General features: G+C 61.8%; 1 protein-coding gene. It reads right to left on the bottom strand.

Annotated elements, in window-relative coordinates:
- Positions 1-33: 33 nt before the first annotated feature.
- On the bottom strand, positions 34-987 hold the full coding sequence (locus ACW5F0_RS14725; protein WP_456966301.1) for an IS30 family transposase: 954 nt from the start codon (positions 985-987) through the stop codon (positions 34-36).
- Positions 988-1,090 lie beyond the last annotated feature (103 nt).

Here is a 1,090-nt window from a genome sequence, read left to right as displayed (position 1 = left end):
GGTGAATTCAACCACCAAGTGCGACAGTCCTGATCAGGCGCGGATTCGCTGTTCGGGCGTTTCATAGTCGTAGCGCTTCCTCGGTCTGGTATTGAGTTTGTGGGCGATCGCATCGCACTGCTTCTGGGTCAGCTTCGCCATGCTCTTTCCCTTTGGCAGGTACTGGCGAACGAGTCCGTTGGTGTTCTCATTGGTGCCACGCTGCCAGGGGTGATGGGGACGCGCGAAGTAAACCGTCGCACCCGTAGCGATCTCGATCTCGGCATAGCCATGGAACTCGGTACCGTTGTCCGAGGTGATCGTTAGGCAGGGCAGCGGCGCAGCCTTGATCATCTCGATGACACGGCGGTTCAACGCCTTGGTCGTGCGGTTTGGTAGCTTGCCGATCATCAGGTAGCCGGTGGCGCGCTCGACCAGGGTCACGATGCAGGGTTTCTCCCACGATGCCCCCATGACCGTATCGATTTCCCAGTGGCCAACCTCGAGCCGCGCTTCGATCTCGACAGGCCGCTCCTCGATCATGCGCTTGCCCTGCAGCCTTCCGCGACGCTCCAGCCCGTAGTGCCGCTTACGGCGCTTGTAGCGGCGACGCAGCTCCAGATACAGCGTGCCGCCCGCACGCCAGTCGCGCCGTACGTGTCGGTAGATGGACTGGAAGCTGATCGCAAACTCGTCCTGCCGAAGTACGCCAGCGATCTGCTCGGGACTCCATTGCTGCATCAGCAGCGCCTCGACACGGGCGTACTGCAACGGCGCATGGTGCGGGCCGCGGCGGCTTCGTCGGAGCCGTCCGTTCCGACGCTCCTGGGCCTTGCTGTAGCAGTAGTGTCCGCCCTTGGGGCAGGGCGTCAGGTTGCGCTTGATCTCGCGGTAGATCGTGCTCCTGTGGCGGCCCAGGATCTGGGCGATCTCGGCCACGCTGTGCCTGGTCTTGCGGAGCTTGGAGATCAGGTATCGTTCGTCTCTGGTGAGCTGGCAGTACTTCACGGTCGGGGCTCCTTTCTTGCCGGATAAGAGTCCCTTCCAGTCTGCCAGCTCACCTCTCCTTTTCGGGGCGCTGGATTTGTCGCACTTAGTCTGGCAATTTCTG

Source organism: Luteimonas sp. A534, assembly GCF_054072805.1.
This window is presented reverse-complemented; position numbering and strand designations above follow the sequence as displayed.